Consider the following 23732-nt stretch of genomic DNA (forward strand, 5'->3'; position numbering starts at 1 on the left):
TAAACGCAACGCGTTTGCGTTTAGCTCACGGTAGGCCCTACAGTCTCCTAACGCAAACGATTAGCTTTTGACCCGTCGAGGGAGACAGACCCCATGTCCGCCGCTGAACTCACTCCTCCGGAGGCGGCCCGCTGGGCCGACCGTGCCGGGCTCCCCCTGCCGGCCGACCGCCACACCGCGGCGGCGGCCACCGCCAACCACATCCACTCGGTCGTCGCCGTCCTGCGCGAACTCGACTTCGGCGACACCCCGCCCGCCGCCGCCTACCGCGCGGGAGAGGAGCGGCACGATGCGGCCGTATGAGCTGTCCCTGACCGCGGCCGCCGACGCGATCCGGACCCGGCGGCTGTCCCCCGTCGAGCTGGTGGACTCCGTCCTGGAGCGCATGGCGCGGGTGGAGCCGCACCTGAACGCCTATGTCACGGTGACGGCGGAGCGGGCCCGCCGGGCGGCGCGCGAGGCCGCGGACGACATCGCGGCCGGCCGCCTCCGCGGCCCTCTGCACGGCGTCCCGATGGGAGTGAAGGACCTGATCGACGTCGCCGGTGTGGCCACCACCGCGAGCTCCCGGGTCCGCGCCGACCACCGCGCCCAGGCGGACAGCACGGTCGCCGCCCGCCTGAGCGCGGCCGGCGCGGTCCTGGTCGGCAAGACCCACACCCATGAGTTCGCCTACGGGCTGACCACCCCGCAGACCCACAACGCCTGGGACACCGGCCGGGTCGCGGGCGGCTCCAGCGGCGGATCCGCCGTCGCCGTCGCCGCGGGCACCGCCACCTTCGCGCTGGGCACCGACACCGGCGGTTCCATCCGCGTGCCCGCCGCGCTCAACGGGGTCGTCGGCCTGAAGCCGACGTACGGCCTCGTCCCCCGCCACGGCGTCACCTCCCTGTCCTGGTCGCTGGACCACGTCGGCCCCGTCACCCGCACCGTCCAGGACCAGGCCCTGGTCCTGGCGGTCCTGGCCGGGCACGACCCCCGCGACCCCGCCTCGTCGGCCGTGCCCGCGCGGGACTACCGGCCCGGCCCGGGTGAGGACCTGTCAGGACTGCGCGTCGGCGTGCCGCGCAACTACTACGTCGACCACGTGGACGCCGAGGTGGCGGCCGCGGTCCGGGGCGCCGTCGACCGGCTCGAGGCCCTCGGCGCACGCCTCGTCGAGGTCGAGATCCCCATGACCCGCTACATCCAGGCGACGCAGTGGGGCCTGATGGTGCCGGAGGCGACCGCCTACCACGAACGCACACTGCGCTCGGCACCCGAGCTGTACCAGGCGGATGTGCGCACCCTGCTGGAAGCGGGTGAGCTGATGCCCGCCGGGGACTATCTGCGCGCCCAGCGCTCCCGGACGCTGATGCGGCGGGAGTGGGCGCGCATGATGGCGGAGGTCGACGTGATCGCCGCACCGACGGTCCCGGCGACCGCGGTGAAGGCCGGCGAGGAGACGATCACCTGGCCGGACGGCACCGTCGAGAGCGTCTCCGACGCCTATGTGCGCCTCTCGGCCCCCGCCAACCTCACCGGGGTGCCGTCGCTGTCCGTCCCGGTGGGCCACGACACGGCGGGCCTGCCGATCGGCATGCAGCTGCTCGGCCGGCCGTTCGGGGAGGACGTGCTGCTGCGGGTCGGCCACGCCTACGAGCGGACCCGGCCCGCCCGCGAGCTCGCGCCGGCGATCTGACGGCGCGAGTGGCACATCGCCCTCTGCGAAGCGGTGGCGCAGCACCCTCTGTGGAGCGGGTGGCGCATCACCCTCTAGAAGCAAGGATTTTGCTTTAAGGTGGGCGCCATGAGCAGGCAGATGGTGCGCCCCGGCGGGCGCAGTGCCCGGGTCCAGGCCGCGGTGCACACCGCCGTGCGCGAACTCGAGTCGGAGGTGGGCCGCGACGCCCTGACGGTGCCGCTGGTCGCCCAGCGCGCGGGCGTCACCCCCTCCACGATCTACCGTCGCTGGGGAGACCTCACGGAGCTGCTGTCGGACGTGGCGGTCGAGCGGCTGCGGCCCGACACCGCGCCCGGGGACCACGGCGGCCTGGCGTCCGACCTGACGGCCTGGGCCGAGCAGTTCCTCGACGAGATGGCCTCGCCCGCCGGGCGGGCCTATATCCGCGACGCCCTGCTCGGCGACCCGGACGGTGGCAACGCGGGCCGGTGCTCGGCCTACGCCGCCGATCAGATCGACGTCATCCTGACCCGCGCGGCCGGCCGCGGGGAGGGCACACCCGATGCCGAGACGGTCATCGACCGCGTCGTCGCGCCCTTGATGTACCGCATCCTCTTCCGCCCCGCCGGGCTCGACACCGCGTATGCCCGCGGTCTCGTGGCGGAGCTCCTGGGCGCGGTGGGCCCGGACGGCCGGTGACCGGGTGACCGCTTCGGCCCGCGCCGGCGTGGTTCAGCCGTGCGCGGCCGGCCCGCCCAGGAAGTCCGCGAGCGCCTCCAGCAACCGGTCCACGTCCTCGGCGCTGTTGTAGGGGGCCAGGCCGATCCGCAGCCCTCCGGTGTCCCCCAGGCCCAGCCTGCGGGACGCCTCCACCGCGTAGAAGGAGCCGGAGGGGGCGTCGACGCCGCGGCCGGCGAGGTGGCGGTAGGCGTCGGTGGTGTCGCGGCCGTCGATGGTCAGCAGCAGGGTCGGGGTGCGGTGCGCCGCCCGGGAGTGGACGGTGATCGGGCCGAGGGCGGCCAGGCCCTCGTCCAAGCGCCGGCGCAGGGTGTTCTCGTGCTGTTCCAGGGCCGCGTACGCCGACGCCAGCCGCTCCCGGCGGCTGCCCTCGGCATCGGGGGCCAGGGTGGCCAGGAAGTCGACGGCGGCACGGGTGCCGGCGAGGAGTTCATAGGGCAGGGTGCCGAGTTCGAAGCGCTCGGGCACGGCGTTCGTCGAGGGCAGCAGCTTGTCCGGGGTCAGGGTCTCCAGGAGCTCGGGCCGGCTCGCCAGGACGCCGAGGTGGGGGCCCAGGAACTTGTACGGGGAGCAGACGAAGAAGTCCGCGCCGAGCCGCCGGATGTCGACGTGGGCGTGGGCGGCGTAATGCACACCGTCGACGTGAAGCAGCGCCCCGGCCGCGTGGACCCGCCGGGAGATCTCCGGGATGGCCGGGCGGGTGCCGATCAGGTTCGAGGCGGCGGTGACCGCGACCAGCCGGGTGCGGTCGCCGAGCTGGGCGCTGATGTCGTCGGGGGTCAGTTCGCCGGTCGCGGGGTCGAAGTCGGCCCAGCGCACGGTGGCGCCGACCGCTTCGGCGGCCTGGATCCAGGGGCGGATGTTGGAGTCGTGGTCCAGCCGGGAGACCACCACCTCGTCGCCCGGCGACCATGTCTTGGCGAGGGTGCGGGCGACATCGTAGGTCAGGGCGGTGGCGCTGCGCCCGAAGACGATCGCGGCCGGGTCGGCACCGAGCAGATCGGCCATGGCCTGCCGGGCCGACCCGACCAGGGCCTCGGCGTTGCGCTCCCCCGCGGTGACGTGGCCGCGGTTGGCCAGGGGGTTGGCCAGTGCGTCGGAGACGGCCTCGATGACGGGGAGGGGGGTCTGGGTGCCACCGGGGCCGTCGAAGTGGGCCGACCCGGCCTTCAGGGCGGGGAACTGCGCGCGGACCGCGGTGATGTCGTATGTCACGAGCGACTCCTTGCCGAGGGGTGACCGCAGCGATCCTATGCGGGCGCCGGTGCCGGACGGCAGGGCCGGGGAAGGCCCGCCGCGCCGGGGAGAGGTGTTCCGGCACCCGGACAACCACCCTGATTGAATCTGACCATATGGGGATGAAGCACCATCCTTTTCCGCCGCGCAGGACCGGGACGCAGAAGGCGGTGGCGCCGACGTGAGCAGCGACTCTCCTCCCCCGCCGGAGCGGCCGAGAGGGCGGGGCGCACGCCCGCGGCGCGGCGTGCCCGGCGGTGTGCCCGGCGGACGGGCGTGGCGCGCGTGGCGGGCCTCGCGGGCGGTGGCGCGGGCCCGCCGCTCCGGCTCCGCGGCCCTGGCGGCGGCGGTGCGCCGGGCGGGGGGCGAGGGCGGGCGGGTCCCACCCGGGCTGCGGCTGGCCGCCGCGTACGCATGGCGGCTGCTGGTCATCGGGGTGGCCGTCTATCTGGCGTTCACGGTGCTGGGCCGGTTCGAGCTGGTCGCGGTCGCGGTGTTCCTGGCGCTGGTGGCCACCGCCTTGCTGCGGCCGCTGGCCGATCTGCTGGCGCGGGTGCTCCCCCGTCCGCCGGCGGTGGCGCTGGCGGTGTTCGGCACGCTGTTCGTGGTGCTGGGGTTACTGGCGCTGGTGGGGACCGCGGCGGCCGCGGAGGCGGGCCGGCTCGTGGGGGAGCTGCGCGGCGGCATCGGCCGGATCGAGCGGTGGCTGGAGGGGCCTCCGTTCCATGTCCGGCACGGTGTGCTGTCGGGGGCCCATGACAAGATCACCTCCTTTGTGACGCGGCATCGCGCGGCGCTGATCAGCAGGGCGCTCAGCAGTGCGGGGCGGGTCGTGGAGGCGCTCACGGCGGCGTTCCTGGCGCTGTTCTGCTCGGTCTTCTTCGTCCACTCCGGCGACCGGATGTGGCACTGGTTCCGGGACCAGCTCCCCGAGGGCGTCCGGCCTCCGCTGGACCGGGCGGCGCGGGCGGCGTGGAGCACCTTCGCCGGGTACACGCGGGGCATCATCGTCGTGGCGGCCTCCAACGCGGCCCTGGTCGGTGTCGCCCTGTTCGTGCTGCGGGTGCCGCTGGCCCTGCCGCTGACGCTGCTGGTCTTCTTCGCCACCTTCGTCCCGCTGATCGGCTCGCCGATCGCGCTGGCGGTGGCGACGGTGGTGGCCCTGGCCGGACGGGGACCGGCCGTCGCGGCCGTGGTGCTGTTGCTGATCGTGGCGGTCGGTCAGTTCGAGGGCCATGTGCTGCATCCGCTGGTGATGAGCTGGGCGGTGCGGCTCCATCCGGTGGTGGTAGCGATTTCGGTCATCGCCGGGAGCATCGTCGCCGGGGTGATCGGGGCGGTGGTGGCCGTGCCCATGGTGTCCGTCGCCTGGGCGGTGACCCGCGCCCTGCGCCACCGGCCGCGCGGCGGGGCCTGACCGCCACCCGAGGCCGGAACGCGTCCACATAAATTGCATCCAGGATTCGCATTAACGTACGCTGCCGCCATGCGGCTGACGAAGTCCACGGACCTGGCGCTCCGCACGATCATGCGGCTGGCGGTCACCGGAACCGAGCCCTGCACCGCCCGGCAGATCGCCGGGGAGGTCCAGGTGCCCTACAGCCACCTGGCCAAGGTGGCGGCCCGGCTCCAGCACCTGGGCCTGATCGAGACCCGGCGCGGACGGGGCGGCGGGCTGACGCTCACCGAGATGGGGCGCACCGCCTCGATCGGCCAGCTGGTCCGGGAGTTCGAGGGGGTCGGCGATGTCGTCGACTGCGAGGGGGACGTGCCGTGTCCGCTGCGGCAGGGCTGCCGGCTGCGCATGGCGCTGCGCCGGGCCCAGGAGGCGTTCCTCGCCTCGCTCGACCCCCTGACGGTGGACGACCTGGTCGCGTCCCCGACCGGCCCGGTACTGCTGGGGCTGGTCGGGCGCGCGCCCGGCCTGTCCCCGTGAGGCCACCGTCCGGGGTGCGGACCTCCGCGCCCCGTCCCGCCGAGCCGCGATGACGCGGAGGTCACCGTGCCCCGTACGCACACGCCTTCGGACGCACCGCCGGACACGCCTTTACGCACGCCTTCAGGCGCGCCGCATAATACGAATCTGAGATACCAGTTAGGTCCGCTTATGCTCTCCCAGAAGTCCGCCGAGACGGTCCGCGCCACGCTGCCCGCCGTCGGTGAGGCCATCGACACCATCACCGACCTCTTCTACCGGAAGCTCTTCACGGCCCACCCCGAGCTGCTGCGGAACATGTTCAACCGGGCCAACCAGAGCGCGGGCACCCAGCGGCAGGCTCTCGCGGGCGCGATCGCCGCGTTCGCCACCGCCCTGGTGGAGCAGCCGGGTGTGCGCCCCGACGCCCTGCTGAGACGGATCGCGCACAAGCACGCCTCGCTCGGGGTGAGCGCCGCCCAGTATCCGGTGGTGCACCGTCATCTGGCCGCCGCCATCGCGGAGGTGCTCGGCGACGCGGCCACCGAGGAGGTGACCGCCGCCTGGGACGAGGTCTACTGGCTGATGGCCAACTCCCTGATCGAGACCGAGCGGCGGCTGTACGCGGAGCAGGGCGTGCTGGCCGGCGGGACCTGGCGGCCGTGGGAGGTGGTCGAGAAGATCCGGGAGACGGCGGATGTGGTCACCTTCCGGATCCGGCCCGCCGACGGCCGCCCCGCCCCGGCGTTCAAGGCTGGCCAGTACGTCTCGGTGCAGGTGGAACTGACCGACGGGGCCCGGCAGAGCCGCCAGTACAGCCTGACCAACGCCCCCGGCGCCACGGTGCGCTCCTTCGCCGTCAAGCGCGTGGCCGGCGGCGCGGACCCGGCCGGTGAGGTCTCCGGGCATCTGCACGACCGGGTCCACGAGGGCGACCGGCTCACCGTCTCCGCGCCCTACGGCGATGTCGTGCTGGAGGCCACGGACGCGCCACTGCTGCTCGCCTCCGCGGGGATCGGCTGCACCCCGATGGTGGCCATGCTGGAGGACCTGGCCGACAGGGGCCACCAGGGCCCGGTCGTCGCCGTCCACGCCGACCGCTCGCCCGCGGACCACGCCCTGCGCGCCGACCAGGAGCGGCTGGTCGCCAAGCTGGCGCGGGGCACCGGCCAGGTGTGGTACGAGCGGCCCGAGGGCGACTGGCCGGCCGAGCGCACCGGCCGCGTGGACCTGTCCGGGATCGAGATCCCGGACGGCGTCCAGGCGTATCTGTGCGGTCCGCTGCCCTTCATGCGATCGGTGCGCACCCAGCTGCTGGAACGGGGCGTGCACCCCTCCGCGATCCACTACGAGGTCTTCGGGCCCGATCTGTGGCTGGCACAAGGCGACGGCGGGGACCGCTGACACCGATCCTCCGGATGTGGCCGGATGAACTCGAATGGCTCAGGGGTCAGTCGCTTTTGTCCGGGTGAACGTGGGACCGTAAACGATACGGGTCCTGTCCGTTCCGTTCCCAACCGTACGGAATGGGCCGTCCGGTACCCCCACATCGACGAGGAACCATGGATCGCGAAAAGATCACTCTCAGCGGCGCTCAGGAGACCTTGCTCGCCACGCTGTACGGCAGGGCGGTGGACAGCCGTTCCGCCCACTCCATCCTGCACGACCACGCGGCCCGGGAGGCCGTGGAGCGCGTGGACTACGACTTCGGCAAAACGGGGATGACGGACACGACGGCGGTCGGCATCGCCCTGAGGGCGAAACAGCTCGACGACTGGACCGTGGAGTTCCTGGCCGACCAGCAGAAGGCGACCGTGCTCCATCTCGCCTGCGGTCTCGACACCCGGGTGCAGCGCCTGGACCCGCCGTCGTCGGTGCGCTGGCTCGACGTCGACTACCCCGAGGTGATCGATCTGCGCCGGCGGCTGCTTCCCGAGCCGTCGGGACACTACGAGATGGTCGGCGCCTCCGTCACCGATGAGGCGTGGCTGCGCGAGGTGCCCGACGACCGGCCCACCGTGGTCGTCGCCGAGGGGCTGACGATGTATCTGCGCAAGGAGGAGGGCAAGCGGCTGATCCAGCGGATCACCGAGCGGTTCCCCAGCGGCCAGCTGCTCTTCGACGTCTACGGGCCCCTGGGCATCCGGCTCCAGAAGATGGTCCCCGCCGTGCGCAACGCGGGCGCCACCCTGCACTGGGGCCTGGACGACCCCCATGAGGTCGAGACCTGGCATCCGGGGCTGACCTGCCTCGATGCGGTGCGCAGCGTGGACATGCCGGGAATGGAGAGGATGCCCGCCGCCGGCCGGATGAGCATGCGGGTGATGGCCCATCTGCCCGGTTTCCGGGACGTCGGCCGGATCCTGCGCTACCGCTTCTAGCGCCCGCCGCGCGATGGCCACGGTCCCGGCGCCGGGCGGTCCCGGCGCCGGGCCGGGGGCTATTTGATGCCCACCAGCATGGAGTAACCGCCGGTCAGCGGTTCGATCTGGCTGCTGCTGAAGCCCGCCTCCGCCAGCCAGGCGTGTCCCTCGGCGGCGGTGTACTCGAAGCCGGACTGGCTCTCGATGAGCATGTTCAGGCTCGCCAGCAGACCGAACGCGTTCTCCCTGCGGTCGTCGTCGATGATGGCGTCGTAGACCAGGACCGCTCCCCCTTCGGGGAGGGCGGCGTAGGCCTTCTTCAGCAGCAGCCGCTTCTCCTCCAGGCCCCAGCCGTGCAGGATCTGACCCAGCACGATGACATCGGCGCCGGGCAGGTCATCGGTGAAGAAGTCGCCTCCGTGGAAGGTGAGCCGGTCCTGAAGGCCGAAGGACGCCACGTACTCCTCGAAGACGGGCCGCACCCGGGGCAGCTCGAAGACACCGCCGCTCATATGGGGGTGGCGCTGCGCCACCGCCACCGGAACGCAGCCCACCGCTCCCCCGACGTCCAGCACCGTCCGGTGGTCGGCCCAGGGGAACCGCTCGGCTATCAGCAGCGCCATGCCCATGCTGAGCCCGGTCATACCCTGCAGGAAGCGTTCGAGGCCCGCCTGGTCCCGGTAGATGGCGTCGAAGACCTCACCGCCGTGCTTCTGCTCGTTCTGTGGTCGCCCGGTTCTCAGTGCCTCGGTGAGCGACCCCCAGAAGGGGTAGAGACGACTGTTGGCCATCTCCAGGAGGCCGCCCGCGTAGGTGGCCTTCCCGCGGTCGAGAAAGGTGTCGGCGGACGGGCTGTTGCGGTACTCGCCCTCGGATCGCTCCAGGAACCCCATGGCGACCAGGGCGTCGAAGAAGTCGGTGGCGCCACGCGGGTGCAGTCCGAGCGCCTCGGCCAGGTCACCGCCCGTGCGGGGGCCGTCCGCGAGCCGGGAGAACAGATCCAGTTCCACCGCGGTGAGCAGTGCCTTCGACGCCATGAAGCCCAACCCGACGCGGAGAATGGACTCGGGGGTGGTCTCGTGCCGCATAAGGATCCCTCACTGTTCTCCCGAAGGTGCGCGCACCGCACCTGACGGTATGTCGGTCTCCTTACGCTACCGCCCCGTTGCTCCCCACAAAGGTGGCCGTCAGGCCGCCGGACCCTCGGACACGGCAAGCGGACCCCGGCCGGGCCGACCGCCCGGGGCGCGGGTCAGATGAGGCCGCGGATCGCCGCCTCGAACCCTTCCACGTGTCCCGCGGCAAGGGCCGCGGCCTTCTCCGCGTCGCCGTCGATGATGGCGCGCAGCAGGGGCCCGTGCTCATGCACGTGGCCCGCCAGGCCCGGCAGCCGGTCGATGAACAGGCACCAGATCCGCGTGGCCAGGTTGTCGTACCTGATCAGGGTGTCTTCCAGATAGGGGTTGCGGGTCGCGGCGTAGATGGCACGGTGCACGGCCATGTCGAGCCGGATCAGGTCCGTGCCGCCGTCGGACGCGTCCGCCAGCCGGGCCAGCAACCGGTCGAGGTCACCGCGGTCGCCCTGGCCGGCGCGCCGGGCCGCGAGGCTCGCGGCGAGCGGCTCGAGCCGCTGACGCACTTCCGAGATGTGTCCGAGATCGGCGATCTGCACCTCGGTGGCGAAGGTTCCACGCCGGGGGTAGGCGACGATGAGGCGCTCGTGCTCCAGCCGCTTGAGGGCCTCCCGGACCGGGGTGCGCCCGAAGCCGAGCTCGGCGGCGATCCGCTCGTCGTTGATGGGCTCTCCGGGGCGGATCCGGAGGGTCACCAGACGGTCCGAGATCGATCGATAGGCCTGATCGGCCAGCGTTCCATCGCCCTGACCAGCGACGGTCGACGCAGTCACCCGAAACCCTCCCTTGACGCGACCCGGTCCGTCCTCTTAGCTTATCGCAACAGCAGGTTGATATATCAGTCGTCCCTCAGTGCGTTCTCAGGGGATTCCAGGGTTCTCAGGGAGACCCCGTCGATCCGTAGCTCGCGGCCCAGGAGGCTGCTCAGTGATGCATCCGCGCGACACCCTTCCCGCCACGCCCGGGAACGTCCTGACCGACCACCCCGACTTCCTGTGGCGCAACCCCGACCCCAAGCCGTGCTACGACGTCGTCATCGTCGGCGGCGGCGGACACGGCCTGGCCACCGCCTACTACCTGGCCAGGAACCACGGCATCACCAATGTCGCCGTGCTGGAGAAGGGCTGGCTCGCGGGCGGCAACATGGCCCGCAACACCACCATCATCCGCTCCAACTACCTCTGGGACGAGAGCTCCGGCATCTACGAGCACTCGCTGAAGCTGTGGGAGACCCTCGAGGAAGACCTCGGCCACCCCATCCTCTTCAGTCAACGCGGCGTCCTCAACCTCGCCCACACCGTGCAGGACATCCGCGACAGCAAACGCCGCGTCTACGCCAACCGGCTCAACGGCATCGACGCCGAGTGGCTGGAGCCGGAGGAGGTCGCCGAGGTCTGTCCCATCGTCAACATCTCACCCGAGGTGCGCTATCCGGTGCTCGGCGCCACCTACCAGCCGCGCGCGGGCATCGCCAAGCACGACTACGTGGCCTGGGGCTTCGCCCGCAGGGCCGACACTTACGGCATCGACCTGATCCAGGACTGCGAGGTCACCGGCCTCGACATCCGGGGCGGCCGCGTGCGCGGCGTACAGACCACGCGTGGCCCCATCGCCGCCGGGAAGGTCGCGCTCGCGGCCGCGGGGCACTCCTCGGTGCTGGCCTCCATGGCCGGCCTGCGGCTGCCGCTCCAAAGCCATCCGCTCCAGGCCCTGGTCTCGGAGCTGCTGGAACCGGTGCACCCGACCGTGGTGATGTCGAACGCCGTGCATGTGTACGTCTCCCAGGCCCACAAGGGCGAGCTCGTCATGGGCGCCGGCATCGACGCTTACAACGGCTACGGGCAGCGCGGCGCGTTCCACATCCTGGAGCGCCAGATGGCCGCCGCGCTGGAGCTCTTCCCCGTCTTCGCGCGCGCCCACATGCTGCGCACCTGGGCCGGGATCGTCGATGTCACTCCGGACGCCTCGCCCATCGTCGGGACGACCCCCGTCGAGGACCTCTACCTCAACTGCGGCTGGGGCACCGGCGGTTTCAAGGCCACACCGGGCGTCGGCTGGGCTTACGCGCACACCATCGCCACCGGCCGACCGCACCCCCGCATCGCGCCCTTCACCCTCTCCCGCTTCACCACCGGTGCCCTGGTCGACGAGCACGGCGCGGCCGCCGTCGCCCACTGACCACCGCCCCGGCCAAGGAGGTCGACATGCAGCTCATAGCCTGCCCCTGGTGCGGTGAGCGCGAGGACATCGAATTCCACTACGGCGGGCAGGCGCATGTCGCCTATCCCGACGACCCCTACGCGCTCGATGACGAGCAGTGGGCCCAGTACGTCTTCTTCCGCGACAACCCCAAGGGCCCGTTCGCCGAGCGGTGGGTGCACACGGCCGGCTGCCGGCGCTGGTTCAACGCCCTGCGCGACACCGTCACCCACGAGTTCCTGGCGGTCTACGACATCCGCGCCACGCACCCCGCCACCACCGGCGCCGCACCCGCCGCGCACCGGCGAAAGGACCAGGAGGCCGGCTGATGAACAACCCGTTCCGTGCCCCCGGCCACGGTCGCATCGACCGCGCCACCACACTCTCCTTCACCTTCGACGGCACCGCCTACACCGGGCACCCCGGCGACACGCTCGCCTCGGCCCTGCTGGCGAACGGTGTGCACCACGTGGCACGCGGCATCACCTACGGACGGCCGCGCGGTGTCCTGGCCGCCGGAGCCGAAGAGCCCAACGCGCTCGTACAGATCGAGGTCCCCTTCCCCGAGCCCATGCTCACCGCCACCACCGTGGAGCTGTACGAGGGCCTCGTCGCCCGGGGCCTGTCCGGCCGGGGCCGGCTGAGCAGCCGGCCGGATCCGGCCCGCTACGACACCATGCACGCCCACTGCGACCTGCTGGTCGTCGGCGCGGGCCCGGCGGGGCTGGCCGCCACGCTGGCGGCTGCCCGGTCCGGAGCCCGCGTAATCCTCGTCGACGAACTCCCGCAGCCCGGCGGGTCGCTGCTCGGCAGCCAGGAGCTGCTCGACGGCGCACCGGCGACCGCATGGGCCGGCGAGGTGGCCGCGGAACTCGACACCCGCGACGACGTGCGGGTCCTGCGGCGCACCACCGCCTTCGGCCACTACGACGACGGGCTCGTCCTGGCCCTGGAGAAGCGCACGGACCACCTCGGTGCCGCGGCGCCCGCCCACATCTCGCGGCAGAGGGTCTGGCGCATCCGTGCCCGGCAGGTCGTGTACGCCACCGGAGCCTACGAGCGTCCGGTCGCCTTCGACGACAACGACCGCCCCGGGATCATGCTGGCCGGCGCGGCGCGCACCTACCTCAACCGCTTCGGTGTACGTCCCGGGCGGCAGGCCGTCGTCTTCACCACGAACGACAGCGCCTATCCGGCAGCGCTCGAACTGGCCGACGCGGGCGTGCGGGTCGCCGCGGTGATCGACGCCCGCGAGGAGGTGCCGGCGCACTGGCGCACCGCCTGCGACGAACGCGGCATCGGCGTCCGCGCCGGGCACGTCGTCACCGGCACCAGCGGCACCGACCACATCTCCCGTGCCCATGTCGCCGCCTTCCGCCGGGGACGCCTCGGCGACCGCCAGGGCATCGAGTGTGATCTGCTGCTGGTCTCCGGCGGCTGGAACCCCGCGGTGGCTCTGTTCAGCCAGGCCCGCGGCACCCTGCGGTACGACGCCGGAACCGGCGCCTTCGTCCCCGCGCACGCGCCGGACAGCGTCCGTACGGCGGGATCGGCCGGCGGTACGTTCACCCTGGCCGGCTGTCTCGCCGACGGCGTGGACGCCGCCCGGCGGGCCCTGTCGGCCATCGGCAGGGCCTGCGGGACGGTCGCCCTGCCGGCCGCCCCTGTGCTGCCGGAGGGGGCGCCCACCCGGGTGCTCTGGCGGGTGCCGAGCCCGCAGGACGGCCAGGACGGCTCGCGGCAGTTCGTCGACCTCCAGCGCGACGCCCTCGTCTCCGACGTGCTGAGGGCGACCGGGGCGGGGTTGCGGTCGGTGGAGCACGTCAAGCGCTACACCACCATCGGCACCGCCCATGACCAGGGCCGCACATCGGGCGTCATGACCTCGGGCATCCTCGCCGAGGCGCTGGGGGTGGACGTCGCCGACCTCGGCACCACCCGTTTCCGGCCGCCTGCCGTGCCGGTCGCCTTCGCCGCCCTCGCGGGCCGCGACCGCGGGGAACTGTTCGACCCGGTCCGGGTGACCGCGCTGCATCCGTGGCATGTCGCGCACGGCGCCCTGTTCGAGGACGTCGGCCAGTGGAAACGTCCCTGGTACTACCCCCAGCCGGGCGAGACCATGGAGGAGGCGGTGCTGCGCGAGTGCCGGGCCGCCCGCACCGGCGTCGCGATGATGGACGGCTCCACGCTCGGCACGATCGATGTGCAGGGCCCGGACGCCGGTGTACTGCTGGACCGGCTCTACACGAACATGATGAGCACCCTCGCGGTGGGCCGGATCCGCTACGGCGTGATGTGCGGCGTCGACGGCATGGTCATCGACGACGGCACCGTGATCCGCGTGGCCGAGCGGGAGTTCCTGCTGACCACGACCACCGGCAACGCGGCCAAGGTCCTGGCCTGGATGGAGGAGTGGCTCCAGACGGAGTGGCCCGGCCTGCGCGTGCACCTCACCTCGGTCACCGAGCACTGGGCGACCATCCCGCTGGTGGGCCCCCGCTCCCGCGACGTCCTGGCCCTGGTGGCGCCCGGCCTGGACGTCGGCAAGGCCGCGTTCCCGTTCATGTCATGGCGCGACGCCACCGTCGCCGGTGTCCCGGCGCGGGTGTGCCGCATCAGCTTCTCCGGTGAACTCGCCTACGAGATCAACGTCCCCGCCTGGGACGGCCTCACGGTGTGGCAGGCCCTCCTCACGGCCGGCGGCCCGTTCGGCATCACCCCGTACGGCACCGAGACCATGCACGTGCTGCGCGCCGAGAAGGCGTACCCGATCATCGGGCAGGACACCGACGGCACCATCACCCCGCAGGACCTGGGCATGTCGTGGGTCGTGTCCAAGAAGAAGCCGGACTTCATCGGCAAGCGGTCCTTCACCCGTGCGGAGAACCAGCGCGAGGACCGCAAGCAGCTGGTGGGCCTGCTGCCGGCCGACGAACGGGTCCTGCTGCCCGAAGGCGCCCAGATCATCGCCACCAGCAGCGTTCCCCAGCCGCCGGTGCCCATGCTGGGCCATGTCACCTCCAGCTACCGCAGCGACGCCCTCCGGCGCACGTTCGCCCTGGCCCTGGTGCGCTCGGGAACCCGGCGCATCGGCGAAACCCTCTACGTCCCGCTGGATGGCCGGACCGTCCCGGTGACCGTGACCGACCCCGTGCTCTTCGACAAGGAGGGAACTCGCCGTGACGGTTGAGACGTCCACGCGTGTCAGTCCCCTGTCCGCGTGGCAGGACCGCCTGGCGCGGCTGCCGGCCGGGCTGCGGGTGCGGGAACTGCCCTTCCTGACCCAGCTCACCCTGCGGGTGGAGCCGGGCGGTGCCGCGGCGAAGGCCGTCGAGGCCGCCCTGGACACCGCCCTGCCGGGCCCGGTGCGCGCCGAGTCGTCGGGCGACGTCACGGTGGTGTGGCTGGGCCCGGACGAATGGCTGCTGGTGGCCCCCGACGGCCGGCGGCACGAGCTGCTCACCCGGCTGCGTACGGCCATCGGGGAGGAGTTCGCCACCGTCACCGACGTCTCGGCGCAGCGCACCACGCTGGCCCTGTCCGGGCCTCTCGTCCGCACGGTGCTGGCCCACGGCTGTGCCATCGATCTGGATCCGCGGGTGACACCCGTCGGCGCCTGTCCGACCACACTGCTGGCGCGGGCCCCGGTCACCCTCGTGGTGCGCGCGGAGGGGGCGTCCGCCGTCTGGCTGCTGGTCCGCTCGTCCTTCGCCTCCTACCTGGCCACCTGGCTGCTCGACGCCTGCACGGAATACCGGGGAGGCGCTGGGTGAGCGGCCCGGTTCAGGTCGCGGTCGCGGCCGCCGCGGCCCGGCCGGCGGCGCGGCCCGAGAACAGGCAGCCGCACGAGGAAGGTGCCCTCCAGGGAGCGGTAGCCGTGCACTCCGCCGCCGCCGAAGCCCGACACCTCGCCGGCCGCGTACAGGCCGGTGACCGGCGGCTGATCCCGGCGGGGGAGGCGGAATTGTCTGTGGGGTTCTCCATGGGCTGCCTTCCGGAAGGGGGGTTCGAAAGGGTGCGGGAGACACGAGGGGGTTGCCGCGGCGGCAACGTGTTACCGACGGTAGCCCAGAGGGTGCGGGGCCGCCAGAGTCCTGTCCCAGGAGCGATGCGGTGTCCCGGAGCGCGGCCGGTCAGCCCCCGCCGCCCGGTGACGTCCCGGGCGAGGCGCGCCGCTGCCGCGGGGTGAAGGTGTACAGGTCGAGGATGTCGGGCAGCGGTGCGACACCGGGGCCGCCCGCCCGGATCCAGGCCGCGATGTCCTCGGTCGCGTCCGGGTCGTTGACCAGGCCGAGCCACACCGGCCTGGCGCCGGCGGCGCGCCCGGCGGCCGACGGCTGCACCACGATCACATTGGCCTGATCGCACACGTCCAGGCACCCGGAGACGCGCACGGGCGCCTCCTGCCCCAGGCGCGCGGTCTGCGCGGTGTGGTCGATCCCGGTCACCTTGGGGCTGCCGCAGCAGCAGTCCCGGCACATGGTCACCCGGCACGGCACCGGGTCGCTCGGCCCGTTGGGCATGGCGCATCGCCCTCCTCCGGGGAAGTCCGCCCCGGTTGCGTCGAGGAGGCGACCGCGTGAGTCTCCTGGCTCTCGGGTCGATGCTCGTCCCGGCCTTCCCACCCGCGTGCGGGCAGTGGCCTGTTCGGGATCCGCTCGCCGATCACAGTGGCGGTACCGCGCCGGATTCACACCGGCTTCCTCGTTCCGCCGTCGCCCATGTCGCCCGGCATCATCCCATCCCGGGCTCCGCCATGCCACGGGACCCCCGCCGCGGCCCCGGGCGAGGGCGATGGGCAGGTCAGTTCCGGCGGACCGGTGCGCCCGCGAGCAGTTCGGCCAGGCCCTGGCGGGTGGCCGCCAGCACCACGCGGTCCTGTGGCCGCAGGACGTAACCGGGGTGCAGGTCCCACACCAGGGCGGGTTCCTGGGCGACGCCGTCGTGCGAGGGTGCCGCGGCGAGGTCGCGCTGCCGGTCCGCGGGTTCCGCCGCGTCCAGTGCGATCACCCGCCAGGCGCCCGGCGCGAACGCCTCGGCGACGGTACGGCCCTCCAGCCGCGGATGTCCGGCCACATGCAGGGCGGCGAAGAGCAGCACCCTGCGCTCGATCGGTATGGCACCGAGGACCTGACGCCCCATCATCGCCCCGGCGAAGGCGGGCGCCGCCAGGGAGGAGACGCTGCGGCTGCGGGTCAGGGCCTGCGGATGGGCCGCGCGCAGGGTGCGGTAGACGGCGGTGGCGAAGCCGTCGTCGTACAGGCGCAGCGCCACCCGCAGACGGGGTTTGACCGAGCGGGCGTACAGCGTCGCCTCCAGGTTGGTGGTGTCCACGCTGGTCAGGGCCAGCAGGGCATGGGCTCGCTGGATCTTGGCGGCCTCCAGGACGCCCTCCTGGGTGACATCGCCGACCACGGTCGGCACCCCCAGCTCGCGGGCCAGCGGGATGCCACGCGCACCGGGGTCCTCTTCCACGCACACCACGGGGATGTCCATCTCCCGGAGTCTGGCCAGCACACGGGTGCCGATTTTGCCGAGTCCGAGCAGGACGACATGGCCGGAGAGGCCGCGTGGCGGGCGGCGCAGCGTGGAGGCGGTGCGGAAGGTGCCCAGCGCCTCGAGCGCGGCGGCCACCAGGACGGGCAGCAGGAGCAGTCCGGCCAGCCCGGACAGCAATTGGACGATCTTGCGTGCGGTCGGCTCGTCGAGCGCCGGATCGTCGATGGCCAGCACGTCCAGCACCGTCAGGTAGGCCGCGCGGAGCAGACCGACCCCGGTGACCTGCCAGGAGACGAGGGTGAGCGCGAGCACGGCGGCCGCCATTCCGGCGACGGACCAGCGCAGCCGGCGGGAGAACAGCGAGGCGAGCGGAAGTCTGCGGCTGCCCAGCCGGCGTGGCGGCAGTGGCGGGCCGATGGCGGAGATGGCCTCGAGCACCACCGTGTCGCGGCCGGTGGCGGCGGCGACCTCCGCGTCGCCGGGCAGCAGCATGGGCCGCTCGTCCCCGCTGCTGTCCGAGCCCTCACTGCCGCCGGGGTCGCTGGTGGTGGACGACAGCAGGGCGAGGGTGCACAGTCCGGGGCGGGCGACCTCGTCCGGGCCGGACGGGCTGCGCTCGGCCGCGCGCAGCAGCAGCCCGTCGGCCTGGAGCACCTTGCTGGTGCCCGCGACGGCGGTGGCCGCCAGGGCGGGGGCCACGGTGTCGGCGTCCGACAGCACGGTGGTGGTGGCGTCCAGCTCCGCGGCGTCGATGCCGGGGTCGGCGACCCGTGCCGCCTCGTCGAGGAGTTCCTCCAGGTGCTGGCCGAGTTTGCGGTTGTAGAGCCGGATGACCAGCCGCAGCCGGGGGTTGAGGCGGCGGGCCCGCAGCGCCGCGTGGATGTTGGTCTCGTCGTCCTCGTGGACCAGGGCGAGCGCCGTCGCCTGTGCCGCGCCCGCCTCGGTCAGCACCTCGTCGTCCAGGTCGGGGGCCTCCATGACCCGCACTCCCCCGTCCGAGGCGGTGTGGTCGGTGGTCTGCCGGGGCACCGGGACCCGGCCGACCGCCGCGGTGAACCGGCCGAAGAACGCGGAGGTGCGGCCGCCGGACCGCCATCCCACCGTCCCCCGCCCGGTGGGGTCGGCCAGGGGGACACCGCCCGGGATGACGACCGTCACCCGCGCCCGGTAGACGTCGTGGAGCTCGGCGGCCAGGCGGTGGGCGAGCGCGTCGTCACCGCAGACGACCATGTGTGCCGCCCCCGAGGGGGACGGCGGGGTGGAGGTGGAGAACACGACGGCGAAGCCCCCCGTTGGTCCATGGTGTTCGTTGATCAGCTCCGGGCGGGGTACGACGGCCACAGGCGTCCGGCGGCCGGCGCGTCCGTCCCGGCGGTCATGATCAGACCGTACCTGGTGGACGGTTGCGGGGAGTTGGCCACGGGCGCGGGACGGTCCGGGCACCCCGGCCCCTCACTCCCTGGCGGCTCCGCAACGCGCGCAGCGGTCGAAGGGGGCGGTGTCCTGGATCGCGCCACATGCGGCGCAGACCTTGTCCAGCCAGCAGGCGGACTCCCCGCCCTCGGGCTCCGCGGGCGCCGGGCGTGCCGCCTCCGGGTCCGGGCCGTCGGGCCGAGCCGTACCGCTCATCGTGTGCGCCTCCCCTGCGGACCGTGTGTGCGGCAGATCCTACCGACGCCCCCGCGCGGTGGCTCGTCGCGGACCTCAGCTCGTGCGGCTCGGCCGGCGCGGGGGCCGCCGGGTACGGGTCCACTCCACCAGCTGCCGGGCCGTCCAGGTGGTGATGACGCGCTCCTTCGGCACCCCGCAGGCGGTGGCCCGGTCGCATCCGTAGGGCTGCCAGTCGAGCTGGCCGGGCGCGTGCGCGTCGGTGTCGATGGAGAAATACGTCCCCGCCCGCACGGCCTCCCGGAGCAGCCGGCGCGGTGGATCCAGCCGCTCCGGACGGCAGTTGATCTCCACGGCGGTGCCCTTCGCCGCGCAGGCGCCGAAGACCTCCTCGTGGTCGAAGGCCGACTCCGGGCGTTTCCCGCCGACCAGCCGTCCGGTGCAGTGGCCCAGCACATCGACCAGCGGATCGCTGACGGCGGTGACCATCCGGCGGGTCATCTGGCGGGCCTCCATCCGCAGCTTGGAGTGGACCGAGGCCACCACCACATCCAGCCGGTCCAGCAACTCCGGCTCCTGGTCCAGGGAGCCGTCGGGCAGGATGTCCACCTCGATCCCGGTGAGCAGCCGGAAGGGGGCGAGCTTGTCGCGCAGCTCCGCCACCACCTCCAGCTGAGCGCGCAGCCGGTCCGCCGAGAGGCCGCGGGCCACCGTCAGCCGCGGGGAGTGGTCGGTGAGCACCGCCCACTGGTGGCCCAGCCGCGCCGCCGTACGGGCCATCAGCTCGATCGGGGAACCGCCGTCGGACCAGTCCGAGTGCATATGGCAGTCGCCGCGCAGCGCGGCGCGCAGCCGCGCCGCGTCCCGGTCGAGCTCACACCCGGTCCCGGCGGCCTCGGCCTCCAGCTTCGCCAGGTAGCCGGGCACCTCTCCGGTCAGCGCCTCCTGGACCACCTGGGAGGTCTTCGGGCCGAGCCCCTTCAGCGACCGGAGGGTGCCGTTCGCGGCACGCCGCTCCACCTCCTGGGGGTCCAGTGCGGCGAGCACCTCCTGGGCCGTGCGGAAGGCGCGCACCCGGTAGGTCGGCGACTGGGCGCGCTCCAGCAGGAACCCGATGCGGTCCAGGGCCTCCAGCGGGTCCATCGCGCACTCCTCGCTCGGTGGGCGTCCGCGTCTCAGGCGCGGCGGTTCGGGCGTCGGCCGGGTGGCTGACGGGGTTCGGGGCGGGCCGTCAGCTCGGGGATGTCGCGGGTCTGGGGGTTCTTGTCGGAGACGGTGAGGCGCTCACCGTAGTGCCGGATCTCCAGGGGGGCGCCCTCGGTCAGGGAGTAGGTGACCCTGCGGTCGGTGATCTCCACGCGCAGCCGCCGGCGCAGCACCTGCATGGTGAAAGCGAGCCGGGCCAGCTTCTCGGGCAGCTTGGGCGAGAACTCCAGCCAGCCGTCGCGGTGCCGCATCCCGCCGAATCCGGCGACCAGGGCGATCCAGGTGCCGGCGAGCGAGGCGATGTGCAGACCGTCGCGGGTGTTGTGCTCCAGGTCCCGCAGGTCCATCAGGGCCGCCTCGCCCAGGTAGTCGTAGGCGAGCCGCAGATGGCCGACCTCGGCGGCCATGACGGCCTGGGAGGACGCGGACAGGGAGGAGTCCCGGACCGTCAGCCGCTCGTAGTAGTCGAAGTTGCGGGCCTTCTGCTCCTCGGTGAAGCACTCGCCGCGCAGATACATCGCCAGCACCAGGTCGGCCTGTTTGACCACCTGCTTGCGGTACAGGTCGAAGTAGGGGAAGTGGAGCATCAGCGGGTACTGGTCGGGGCGGGTGCCCTGGAAGTCCCACTCCTGGTGGCCGGTGAAGTCCGCGGACTGCTCGTGGACCCCCATGGACTTGTTGTACGGGACCGACATGGACTCGGCGGCGTCCCGCCACGCGGCTGCCTCCTCGTCGTCGACGCCCAGTTCGGCGCCCTTGTCCGGGTGGCGTTCGACGATGTCCGCGGCGGCCCGCAGGTTCGACTGGGCCATCAGGTTGGTGTAGACGTTGTCGTCGGCGATGGCGCTGTACTCGTCCGGGCCGGTCACCCCGTCGATGTGGAAGCGGCCGTGGTGGTCGTGGTGGCCCAGCGAACGCCACAGCCGGGCAGTCTCCACCAGCAGCTCCACGGCGGAATCGCGCTCGAACTCGTCGTCCCCGCTGGCCGCCACATAGCGCACCACCGCGTCCGCCACATCGGCGTTGACGTGGAAGGCCGCGGTGCCGGCCGGCCAGTAGCCGGAGCATTCGGAGCCGTCGATGGTGCGCCAGGGGAAGGCGGCGCCCTCGTGGTTCAGCTGCCGGGCCCGCTCCCGGGCGGCGGGCAGGATGGACTGGCGCCAGCGCAGCGCCTCGGCCACGGACTCGGGGAAGGTGTAGGTGAGCAGGGGCAGCACGAAGGTGTCGGTGTCCCAGAAGGAGTGGCCGTCGTAGCCGGAGCCGGTGAGGCCCTTGGCGGGGATGGCCCGTTCCTCGGCACGGGCACCGGCCTGAAGGACGTGGAAGAGGGCGAAGCGCACGGCCTGCTGGATCTCGGCGTCGCCGTCGACCTCCACATCGGACCGGGACCAGAAGTCCTCCAGCCAATCGCGCTGCTGGTCCACCAGGCCCCGCCAGCCGGTGCTGGCGGCCCCGGCCAGCGCGGCCTCGACCTGGTCCCGTACGGCCGGCAGCGAGCGGGCGCCGGACCAGCCGTAGGCGACCAGTTTCTCCAGCCGCAGGACCTGGCCCGGCTCCAGTACCGAGGTGACGGTCAGACGGGCGACGTCGTCGGTGCTCTCGCTGGCGTGGCGGGTCGGCGGCGGCCCCGTGATCAGGTGGTCCGCGGCGGCCGCGACCCGCAGACAGCTGGCCTCGGTGCAGTGGATCAGCCGCAGCCGCTTGTCGTCGGCGGCGTTCTCCTCGGGGTTCAGCGGGGACTCCAGGGCCTCGGCCACCCGGGGGTCGCCCCCGCGCTCGGGCAGCTGCTCGTTGGCGACCAGTTCGGACTGGACGACGACGCGGACGCGGGCGTCCAGGGCCTCGACCTCGTAGGCGATGGCGCCGATGGCCCGCTGGGTGAGGGAGACCAGCCGGGTGGAGCGGACCCGGACGCTGGTGCCGGACGGCGAGGTCCACTCGCAGGTGCGGTGCAGCACTCCCCCGCGCAGATCGAGCACGCGTTCATGGGAGCGCAGCCGTCCGTAGCGCAGATCGAAGGGCTCGTCGTCCACCAGCAGCCGGATGATCTTGCCGTTGGTGACGTTGATCATCGTCTGGCCGGCCTCGGGATAGCCGTACCCGGCCTCGGCGTAGGGCAGGGGACGCCGTTCGTACACCCCGTTGAGGTACGAGCCGGGGAGGCCGTGGGGCTCTCCCTCGTCGAGATTGGCGCGCCAGCCGATATGGCCGTTGGAGAGCGCGAAGACCGATTCGCTCTGGGGCAGCAGATCCAGCCGGAGATCGGTCTCCCGCAGCAGCCAGGGGTCGACGGCGTACGAGGAATCGGTGATCACGAGTCGCCCTCCGCGTTCTGTGCGTTCCCCAGCAGCTCGGCGAGGTCCTGGACCACGGTGTCGGCGCCGTGTGCGCGCAGCGCGTCGGCCTGGCCGACCCGGTCCACGCCGATGACCTGGCCGAAGTGCCCGGCGCGCCCGGCCTCCATGCCCGCCAGGGCGTCCTCGAAGACGGCGGCCGCCCCGGGGGCGACCTCCAGCTCCCGGGCGGCCTCCAGGAAGGTGTCGGGGCGCGGTTTGCCGGGCAGCTTGCGCTCGGCGGCGACCACACCGTCGATCCGCACCTCGAAGAGGGGCTCGATACCGGCGGCGATCAGCACATCGCGGCAGTTGGCGCTGGAGGAGACGACCGCGGTGCGCAGCCCCGCGGCGCGCGTGGCCCGCACGAAGCGCACCGAGCCGGGATACGCCTCCACCCCCTCCTGCCGGATCTTCTCCAGGACCAGGATGTTCTTGCGGTTGCCCAGGCCGTGCACGGTGTCCTTGTCCGGCGGATCGTCCGGGTCTCCCTCGGGGAGGTCGATGCCCCGGGAGGCCAGGAAGGTGCGCACCCCGTCGGCGCGTGGCCTGCCGTCCACGTATTCGTCGTAGTCGCGGGTCGAGTCGAAGGGGCGGAAGGAGGGGCCGTCGCGCCGCCGCAGATACTCGTCGAACGTCTGCTTCCACGCCGCCGCGTGCACCACCGCCGTCCGGGTCAGCACGCCGTCGAGATCGAACAGGCAGGCCCGGATGGAATCGGGCAGGCAGAGGTCGGTCATGGCCCCCGATTCCCCCGGAACGGCCGGAGTATGCCCGGGAACCGGCCGACCGGGCGGGGAACCGGCCGGACCGGACCGGGTACCGACCAGACCGGGAACCGGCCGGACCGGGAGCCGGCTGCGGCTCAGCGCGGTACGGCGGTGCGTCCCTCGCGGCGGGAGCGGTCGGCGGCCTCCAGGACGGCGACGACCTCACGGCCGAACCGTACGTCACAGGGGTCGGCCGCCCCGCCGTCGCGCGCGCCGCTCAGCAGCCGGTCGACGGCCGTGGTGAAGGCCGCCACCGCGGTGGTGTCCGCGTCGGGGATCGTGACGGTCCCCCGCTCACCGTAGAAGTCGCCGGAGAATCCCTGGGCGGCGGGCCGGGCGTCCAGGGTGAGCGCGAGCGTGCCGATCGCGCCGCGGTGGTGGCGCAGCAGCACATGCGCGGCCCCGCGCGGCCCGCCGAGTGCGGTGACCTCGGCCACCGGGCCGAGGACCGGCAGCAGGACGGACAGGGCGTGCGGGCCGACGTCCCACAGCCCGCCCCGCTCCCGCCGCCAGTGGGAGTCGCGGTAGCGGCCGTCGGGCTGGAATATCGAGGCGAAGTGGGTGACACGGCCGCCGTCCCAGCCGCCGGCCGCCGCGGCCTCCTGGAGGAAGGTCTCGACGGGTGCCGCGAAGCGCTTGGTGAAGAACACGACCGAGGCCAGTGAGCGCTCGTCCACGGCGCGCACGATCCGGTCGGCCGCCTCGGTGGTGAAGGCCAGCGGCTTGTCCAGGAGCAGATGGCGCCCGGCCAGCGCGGCCCGCTCGGCGAGGTCGCTCTGGATGTCCGGCGGCAGCGCGATGGCGACGGCGTCCACATCGGCGATCAGCGCGTCGGCGTGCGGGTAGGCACGGGTGCCCCAGCGGTCCGCCAGCGCCTGTGCCTTCGCCGGATCGCGCCCCCAGATCCCGGCGAGTTCGGCCACGGGGTGCGCGGTGAGCGCCGCCGCGTGGGTCTCGGCCGCCCAGTGTCCGGTGCCCAGCAGTCCGAACCGCACTGTCCGTCCCCCTCCGTACGAAGCCCCACCGGTGCCTCCGGCGTCGGCCGCGATCCTACGGGGGCCGGGGAGCG

At 72.9% G+C, this 23732-nt stretch carries 19 protein-coding genes, 2 pseudogenes and 1 riboswitch; of the genes and pseudogenes, 10 read left to right on the forward strand and 11 right to left on the reverse strand.

Annotation, left to right across the window (positions count from 1 at the left end; all coding sequences use genetic code 11):
- Positions 1–93: 93 nt before the first annotated feature.
- The 3 genes from PS467_RS02660 to PS467_RS02670 all read left to right on the forward strand — a co-directional run bounded on the left by PS467_RS02660 (position 94) and on the right by PS467_RS02670 (position 2362).
- Positions 94–303 carry a hypothetical protein gene (locus PS467_RS02660; RefSeq protein ID WP_311033783.1) on the forward strand — a complete coding sequence of 70 codons (210 nt, stop codon included), beginning with the start codon at positions 94–96 and terminating at the stop codon, positions 301–303.
- A complete protein-coding gene (locus PS467_RS02665) occupies positions 290–1681 on the forward strand; it encodes an amidase (RefSeq protein ID WP_311033784.1) in 1392 nt (463 codons plus the stop codon). The genes PS467_RS02660 and PS467_RS02665 overlap by 14 nt, the downstream gene beginning before the upstream one ends.
- Before the next feature lie 108 nt (positions 1682–1789).
- On the forward strand, positions 1790–2362 hold the full coding sequence (locus PS467_RS02670; protein ID WP_311033785.1) for a TetR/AcrR family transcriptional regulator: 573 nt from the start codon (positions 1790–1792) through the stop codon (positions 2360–2362).
- Between the two features lie 33 nt (positions 2363–2395).
- Here the strand turns inward: PS467_RS02670 and PS467_RS02675 are convergent, their stop codons facing one another.
- On the reverse strand, positions 2396–3616 hold the full coding sequence (locus PS467_RS02675; RefSeq protein ID WP_311033786.1) for a cysteine desulfurase-like protein: 1221 nt from the start codon (positions 3614–3616) through the stop codon (positions 2396–2398).
- Between the two features lie 202 nt (positions 3617–3818).
- Between PS467_RS02675 and PS467_RS02680 the strand changes: the two genes are divergently transcribed.
- From PS467_RS02680 to PS467_RS02695, 4 genes are all read left to right on the forward strand, one after another.
- Entirely contained in the window at positions 3819–5054 is a 1236-nt protein-coding gene (locus tag PS467_RS02680) for an AI-2E family transporter (protein ID WP_432280528.1), read from the forward strand.
- Between the two features lie 69 nt (positions 5055–5123).
- A complete protein-coding gene (locus PS467_RS02685) occupies positions 5124–5573 on the forward strand; it encodes an RrF2 family transcriptional regulator (protein ID WP_268969790.1) in 450 nt (149 codons plus the stop codon).
- A gap of 147 nt (positions 5574–5720) precedes the next feature.
- Positions 5721–6956, forward strand: a complete 1236-nt coding sequence (locus tag PS467_RS02690; RefSeq protein WP_349256480.1) for a globin domain-containing protein — start codon at positions 5721–5723, stop codon at positions 6954–6956.
- A 158-nt stretch (positions 6957–7114) separates the two neighbouring features.
- Positions 7115–7933 carry a class I SAM-dependent methyltransferase gene (locus PS467_RS02695; protein ID WP_311033788.1) on the forward strand — a complete coding sequence of 273 codons (819 nt, stop codon included), beginning with the start codon at positions 7115–7117 and terminating at the stop codon, positions 7931–7933.
- 59 nt (positions 7934–7992) lie between these two features.
- Here PS467_RS02695 and PS467_RS02700 read toward each other — a convergent pair whose 3' ends face one another.
- Together PS467_RS02700 and PS467_RS02705 are read right to left on the reverse strand one after the other, a co-directional pair.
- Positions 7993–9003, reverse strand: coding sequence for a methyltransferase (locus PS467_RS02700; protein WP_311033789.1), 1011 nt, complete (start codon positions 9001–9003; stop codon positions 7993–7995).
- Between the two features lie 164 nt (positions 9004–9167).
- Positions 9168–9821: a GntR family transcriptional regulator gene (locus PS467_RS02705; protein ID WP_311033790.1), complete on the reverse strand. Its 654-nt coding sequence runs from the start codon at positions 9819–9821 to the stop codon at positions 9168–9170.
- A 157-nt stretch (positions 9822–9978) separates the two neighbouring features.
- Here PS467_RS02705 and PS467_RS02710 point away from each other — a divergent pair, with 157 nt between their 5' ends.
- The 3 genes and pseudogenes from PS467_RS02710 (at position 9979) to PS467_RS02720 (ending at position 15020) form a co-directional block, all read left to right on the forward strand.
- Positions 9979–11226: a sarcosine oxidase subunit beta family protein gene (locus tag PS467_RS02710; protein WP_311033791.1), complete on the forward strand. Its 1248-nt coding sequence runs from the start codon at positions 9979–9981 to the stop codon at positions 11224–11226.
- 26 nt (positions 11227–11252) lie between these two features.
- Positions 11253–14437 (forward strand): annotated as a pseudogene (locus PS467_RS02715) (sarcosine oxidase subunit delta family protein).
- A complete protein-coding gene (locus PS467_RS02720; RefSeq protein ID WP_311033792.1) occupies positions 14427–15020 on the forward strand; it encodes a sarcosine oxidase subunit gamma in 594 nt (197 codons plus the stop codon). Before PS467_RS02715 ends, PS467_RS02720 begins: the two are co-directional and overlap by 11 nt.
- A gap of 10 nt (positions 15021–15030) precedes the next feature.
- Here PS467_RS02720 and PS467_RS02725 read toward each other — a convergent pair.
- From PS467_RS02725 to PS467_RS02760, 8 genes and pseudogenes are all read right to left on the reverse strand, one after another.
- Positions 15031–15184 (reverse strand): annotated as a pseudogene (locus PS467_RS02725) (FAD-binding protein); the annotation flags it as partial.
- A gap of 196 nt (positions 15185–15380) precedes the next feature.
- The gene (locus PS467_RS02730; RefSeq protein WP_311033793.1) at positions 15381–15770 is read right to left on the reverse strand and encodes a (2Fe-2S) ferredoxin domain-containing protein; all 390 of its coding nucleotides are present in this window, start codon (positions 15768–15770) and stop codon (positions 15381–15383) included.
- Positions 15771–15813: 43 nt separating this feature from the next.
- Positions 15814–15989: riboswitch (cobalamin riboswitch) on the reverse strand.
- 61 nt (positions 15990–16050) lie between these two features.
- Positions 16051–17976, reverse strand: coding sequence for a potassium channel family protein (locus tag PS467_RS02735; RefSeq protein WP_311039750.1), 1926 nt, complete (start codon positions 17974–17976; stop codon positions 16051–16053).
- Between the two features lie 222 nt (positions 17977–18198).
- Complete coding sequence (locus tag PS467_RS02740) at positions 18199–18375, reverse strand: hypothetical protein (RefSeq protein WP_311033794.1); 177 nt, start codon at positions 18373–18375, stop codon at positions 18199–18201.
- A gap of 75 nt (positions 18376–18450) precedes the next feature.
- A complete protein-coding gene (locus tag PS467_RS02745; RefSeq protein WP_311033795.1) occupies positions 18451–19497 on the reverse strand; it encodes a PHP domain-containing protein in 1047 nt (348 codons plus the stop codon).
- A 32-nt stretch (positions 19498–19529) separates the two neighbouring features.
- Positions 19530–21875 (reverse strand): glycoside hydrolase family 65 protein, encoded by a 2346-nt coding sequence (locus PS467_RS02750; RefSeq protein WP_311033796.1) that lies wholly within the window; start codon positions 21873–21875, stop codon positions 19530–19532.
- Complete coding sequence (locus PS467_RS02755; RefSeq protein WP_311033797.1) at positions 21872–22633, reverse strand: HAD family hydrolase; 762 nt, start codon at positions 22631–22633, stop codon at positions 21872–21874. Before PS467_RS02755 ends, PS467_RS02750 begins: the two co-directional genes overlap by 4 nt.
- Before the next feature lie 125 nt (positions 22634–22758).
- Entirely contained in the window at positions 22759–23658 is a 900-nt protein-coding gene (locus PS467_RS02760) for a Gfo/Idh/MocA family protein (protein WP_268969802.1), read from the reverse strand.
- Positions 23659–23732 lie beyond the last annotated feature (74 nt).

The sequence above is a fragment of the Streptomyces luomodiensis genome, assembly GCF_031679605.1.
Taxonomy (GTDB): domain Bacteria; phylum Actinomycetota; class Actinomycetes; order Streptomycetales; family Streptomycetaceae; genus Streptomyces; species Streptomyces luomodiensis.

Coding starts and splice junctions, on each gene's coding strand:
- PS467_RS02730 (WP_311033793.1), bottom strand. CDS start 15,770: ATGCCCAACGGGCCGAGCGACCCGGTGCCGTGCCGGGTGACCATGTGC.
- PS467_RS02670 (WP_311033785.1), top strand. CDS start 1,790: ATGAGCAGGCAGATGGTGCGCCCCGGCGGGCGCAGTGCCCGGGTCCAG.
- PS467_RS02685 (WP_268969790.1), top strand. CDS start 5,124: ATGCGGCTGACGAAGTCCACGGACCTGGCGCTCCGCACGATCATGCGG.
- PS467_RS02755 (WP_311033797.1), bottom strand. CDS start 22,633: ATGACCGACCTCTGCCTGCCCGATTCCATCCGGGCCTGCCTGTTCGAT.
- PS467_RS02695 (WP_311033788.1), top strand. CDS start 7,115: ATGGATCGCGAAAAGATCACTCTCAGCGGCGCTCAGGAGACCTTGCTC.
- PS467_RS02700 (WP_311033789.1), bottom strand. CDS start 9,003: ATGCGGCACGAGACCACCCCCGAGTCCATTCTCCGCGTCGGGTTGGGC.
- PS467_RS02745 (WP_311033795.1), bottom strand. CDS start 19,497: ATGGACCCGCTGGAGGCCCTGGACCGCATCGGGTTCCTGCTGGAGCGC.
- PS467_RS02740 (WP_311033794.1), bottom strand. CDS start 18,375: ATGAGCGGTACGGCTCGGCCCGACGGCCCGGACCCGGAGGCGGCACGC.
- PS467_RS02710 (WP_311033791.1), top strand. CDS start 9,979: ATGCATCCGCGCGACACCCTTCCCGCCACGCCCGGGAACGTCCTGACC.
- PS467_RS02665 (WP_311033784.1), top strand. CDS start 290: ATGCGGCCGTATGAGCTGTCCCTGACCGCGGCCGCCGACGCGATCCGG.
- PS467_RS02735 (WP_311039750.1), bottom strand. CDS start 17,976: ATGGTCGTCTGCGGTGACGACGCGCTCGCCCACCGCCTGGCCGCCGAG.
- PS467_RS02660 (WP_311033783.1), top strand. CDS start 94: ATGTCCGCCGCTGAACTCACTCCTCCGGAGGCGGCCCGCTGGGCCGAC.